The sequence below is a fragment of the Proteus faecis genome (assembly GCF_003144395.1).
Taxonomy (GTDB): Bacteria; Pseudomonadota; Gammaproteobacteria; order Enterobacterales; family Enterobacteriaceae; genus Proteus; species Proteus faecis.
The window spans coordinates 1-5,000 of record NZ_PENZ01000023.1; the positions used below are offsets into that span (position 1 = coordinate 1).

Sequence of the window (5,000 nt, forward strand, 5' to 3'; positions counted from 1 at the left end):
CCATCGGCGCTACAACGTTTCACTTCTGAGTTCGGCATGGGATCAGGTGGGACCGCTGCGCTATGGCCGCCAAGCAAATTCGGTTTATTACCCGTTACTCACTTCTTTATCCGTTCGTAACCAGTAATTTTCAATCTTAAACAAGCTTACTTCATCTCACTTCGTCTCTCAGACAAAACACCTTCGGTGTTGTCAGGTTAAGCCTCACGGTTCATTAGTACTGGTTAGCTCAACGTATCGCTACGCTTACACACCCAGCCTATCAACGTCTTAGTCTTAAACGTTCCTTTAGGTCACTCTAGGTGACAGGGAAGACTCATCTCGAGGCAAGTTTCCCGCTTAGATGCTTTCAGCGGTTATCTCTTCCGCACTTAGCTACCGGGCAATGCCATTGGCATGACAACCCGAACACCAGTGGTGCGTTCACTCCGGTCCTCTCGTACTAGGAGCAACCCCTCTCAATCTTCCAACGCCCACGGCAGATAGGGACCGAACTGTCTCACGACGTTCTAAACCCAGCTCGCGTACCACTTTAAATGGCGAACAGCCATACCCTTGGGACCTACTTCAGCCCCAGGATGTGATGAGCCGACATCGAGGTGCCAAACACCGCCGTCGATATGAACTCTTGGGCGGTATCAGCCTGTTATCCCCGGAGTACCTTTTATCCGTTGAGCGATGGCCCTTCCATTCAGAACCACCGGATCACTAAGACCTACTTTCGTACCTGCTCGAGCCGTCACTCTCACAGTCAAGCTGGCTTATGCCTTTGCACTAACCGCATGATGTCCGACCATGCTTAGCCAACCTTCGTGCTCCTCCGTTACTCTTTAGGAGGAGACCGCCCCAGTCAAACTACCCACCAGACACGGTCCCCGANTTTAGGAGGAGACCGCCCCAGTCAAACTACCCACCAGACACGGTCCCCGATCCAGATTATGGACCTAGGTTAGAACATCAAACGTTAAAGGGTGGTATTTCAAGGTTGACTCCATGCAGACTGGCGTCCACACTTCTTAGTCTCCCACCTATCCTACACATCAAGGCTCAATGTTCAGTGTCAAGCTATAGTAAAGGTTCACGGGGTCTTTCCGTCTTGCCGCGGGTACACTGCATCTTCACAGCGAGTTCAATTTCACTGAGTCTCGGGTGGAGACAGCCTGGCCATCATTACGCCATTCGTGCAGGTCGGAACTTACCCGACAAGGAATTTCGCTACCTTAGGACCGTTATAGTTACGGCCGCCGTTTACTGGGGCTTCGATCAAGAGCTTCTCCCTAAGGATAACCCCATCAATTAACCTTCCAGCACCGGGCAGGCGTCACACCGTATACGTCCACTTTCGTGTTTGCACAGTGCTGTGTTTTTAATAAACAGTTGCAGCCAGCTGGTATCTTCGACTGGCTTCGGCTCCGTCCGCGAGGGACTTCACTTACCGCCAGCGTGCCTTCTCCCGAAGTTACGGCACCATTTTGCCTAGTTCCTTCACCCGAGTTCTCTCAAGCGCCTGAGTATTCTCTACCTGACCACCTGTGTCGGTTTGGGGTACGATTGTTGGTAACCTGAAGCTTAGAGGCTTTTCCTGGAAGCAGGGCATCAATTGCTTCACCACCTTAGTGGTTCGTCATCACACCTCAGCATTAAGTGACCGGATTTGCCTAATCACTCTGCCTACATGCTTGAACCGGGACGACCGTCGCCCGGACAACCTAGCCTTCTCCGTTCCCCCATCGCAGTTACCACCAGTACGGGAATATTAACCCGTTTCCCATCGACTACGCTTTTCAGCCTCGCCTTAGGGGTCGACTCACCCTGCCCCGATTAACGTTGGACAGGAACCCTTGGTCTTCCGGCGTGCGGGTTTTTCACCCGCATTATCGTTACTTATGTCAGCATTCGCACTTCTGATACCTCCAGCATACCTCACAGTACACCTTCGCAGGCTTACAGAACGCTCCCCTACCCAACAACACTTAGTGTCGCTGCCGCAGCTTCGGTGCATGGTTTAGCCCCGTTACATCTTCCGCGCGGGCCGACTCGACCAGTGAGCTATTACGCTTTCTTTAAATGATGGCTGCTTCTAAGCCAACATCCTGGCTGTCTGAGCCTTCCCACTTCGTTTCCCACTTAACCATGACTTTGGGACCTTAGCTGGCGGTCTGGGTTGTTTCCCTCTTCACGACGGACGTTAGCACCCGCCGTGTGTCTCCCGTGATAACATTCTTCGGTATTCGCAGTTTGCATCGAGTTGGTAAGTCGGGATGACCCCCTAGTCGAAACAGTGCTCTACCCCCGAAGATGAGTTCACGAGGCGCTACCTAAATAGCTTTCGGGGAGAACCAGCTATCTCCCGGTTTGATTGGCCTTTCACCCCCATCCACAAGTCATCCGCTAATTTTTCAACATTAGTCGGTTCGGTCCTCCAGTTAGTGTTACCCAACCTTCAACCTGCCCATGGATAGATCACCGGGTTTCGGGTCTATACCCTGCAACTCATTCGCCCAGTTAAGACTCGGTTTCCCTACGGCTCCCCTATACGGTTAACCTTGCTACAGAATATAAGTCGCTGACCCATTATACAAAAGGTACGCAGTCACCCCATCCTCAAATGTCCCGCTTGCTTTTACTGCCAAACTGGCTCGATTTTTTAACTTCCGTTGCTCGTGTACTTCTATGTACACTGCGCGACGGCTTGAAAAAATCAACCCATTTTGTAGGTAAACGCGGCGCTGTTTTCGAGTGGTTTTGCCAATCACTCAGTGCGAGGCACTTGAGTGATGGGGCTCCTACTGCTTGTACGTACACGGTTTCAGGTTCTTTTTCACTCCCCTCGCCGGGGTTCTTTTCGCCTTTCCCTCACGGTACTGGTTCACTATCGGTCAATCAGGAGTATTTAGCCTTGGAGGATGGTCCCCCCATATTCAGACAGGATAACACGTGTCCCGCCCTACTCGTCGAGTTCACAATAACAGCATCTTCGGATACGGGGCTATCACCCTTTACTGCCGGACTTTCCAGACCGTTCTCCTGATGCTGCCATTGATTAAGACTCTGGGCTGTTCCCCGTTCGCTCGCCGCTACTAGGGGAATCTCGGTTGATTTCTTTTCCTCGGGGTACTGAGATGTTTCAGTTCTCCCGGTTCGCTTCATGACGCTATGTATTCACGTCATGATAATATCCATTGGATATTGGGTTTCCCCATTCGGAAATCGTCGGGTATAACGGTTCATATCACCTTACCGACGCTTATCGCAGATTAGCACGTCCTTCATCGCCTCTGATTGCCTAGGCATCCACCGTGTACGCTTATTCGCTTAACCTCACAACCCGAAAGTGTCTCTTTCAAGGACTATCTGGGTGGTGATGGCTACGCAGATTACATTTCTTCGTTGGGCAGTGCTCGTAATGCTCACATACTTATGTATGCTGCGCTTACTGCGCACTGTCCGCCTCGAACTGTAAATTGCTCGCTCATCCCACTTTGATGTCAAAACACATTCAAAGTTTGAGATTTTGAGAGACTCATCAATATACCTCGGTGATATATTGATTTGTTTTCAATTTTTCAGCTTGTTCCAGATTGTTAAAGAGCANGTACGCTTATTCGCTTAACCTCACAACCCGAAGATGTTTCTTCCGAAGACGACTTTAAAGGTCATGGCTGCACAAGCATCAATTCGTTGTTGGGCAGTGCTCGTAATGCTCACATACTTTAAGTATGCTCCGCTTACTGCGCGCTGTCCGCCTAGAATTGCTGTTGCTCGCTCATGACACTCGCCTTGGAGTATCACAAATTCAAGGTCTGAGATTTTGAGAGACTCATCAATATACCTCGGTGATATATTGATTTGTTTTCAATTTTTCAGCTTGTTCCAGATTGTTAAANTTTAAAACGGATTGCTACGCTTCATGATTTCTGTGTTGGGCAGTGCTCGTAATGCTCACATACTTTAAGTATGCTCCGCTTACTGCGCGCTGTCCGCCTTGAAATCATTTTGCTCGCATATCCTTTCTGAAGAGTACTTTTCAGATTTGAGATTTTGAGAGACTCATCAATATACCTCGGTGATATATTGATTTGTTTTCAATTTTTCAGCTTGTTCCAGATTGTTAAAGAGCAAAATAATTCGCAGTATACTATTGCTAATATACTCTGAATTATTATTTTATATTCAAGAGATTATGGTGGAGCTAAGCGGGATCGAACCGCTGACCTCCTGCGTGCAAGGCAGGCGCTCTCCCAGCTGAGCTATAGCCCCATAATGCANTCCAGATTGTTAAAGAGCATAATAGGTAAAATAACTCACTCGAATTATCTTAACTATTCCCTGATTCTCATCAGTTATAGTGTGGTACGCCTTTCACTCATACCGCGCAATTGGCGTCCCCTAGGGGATTCGAACCCCTGTTACCGCCGTGAAAGGGCGGTGTCCTAGGCCTCTAGACGAAGGGGACTTCAGTCAGCTTCGCAGACGCGCTTTTGCTCGTTCTTCATCAGACAATCTGTGTGAGCACTGCACATAACACGTATCTCTTAGGTAAGGAGGTGATCCAACCGCAGGTTCCCCTACGGTTACCTTGTTACGACTTCACCCCAGTNGTCGAAATAACCAGTGTTTCAACCATTATCTTTTTCAAGATAAATCGACTTGAGACAAGGCGTGAAATAACGAAGTTTACTTAAAGTAAACGAGTTCTTTCACAACGCAGTATTCAAGGCGATTTGGTAGGCCTGAGTGGACTTGAACCACCGACCTCACCCTTATCAGGGGTGCGCTCTAACCACCTGAGCTACAAGCCTATACCNTTCTTAATACCAGTGTAACCACTCCTTTTCTTCTTTATAAAAAGAAGCTTTTTCTTTAGGCAAGGCGTGGAGTAACGAAGTTTACTTAAAGTAAACGAGTTGCTTCACAACACAGCATAAAGGAAAAGTGGTAGGCCTGAGTGGACTTGAACCACCGACCTCACCCTTATCAGGGGTGCGCTCTAACCACCT

At 48.8% G+C, this 5,000-nt stretch carries 4 tRNA genes and 2 rRNA genes (1 of these 6 running past the window's edge); all 6 read right to left on the minus strand.

Annotated elements, in window-relative coordinates:
* A 5S ribosomal RNA gene (gene rrf / locus DK858_RS05500) occupies window positions 1–74 on the minus strand; the annotation flags it as partial.
* Window positions 75–193: 119 nt separating this feature from the next.
* A 23S ribosomal RNA gene (locus DK858_RS05505) occupies window positions 194–3,321 on the minus strand.
* An 863-nt stretch (window positions 3,322–4,184) separates the two neighbouring features.
* A tRNA-Ala gene (locus DK858_RS05510) sits at window positions 4,185–4,260 on the minus strand.
* Between the two features lie 120 nt (window positions 4,261–4,380).
* Window positions 4,381–4,456: transfer RNA gene (locus DK858_RS05515), tRNA-Glu, on the minus strand.
* A gap of 269 nt (window positions 4,457–4,725) precedes the next feature.
* Window positions 4,726–4,802, minus strand: a tRNA-Ile gene (locus DK858_RS05520).
* A gap of 134 nt (window positions 4,803–4,936) precedes the next feature.
* Window positions 4,937–5,000 (minus strand) — tRNA-Ile (locus DK858_RS05525); it runs 13 nt beyond the window's last position.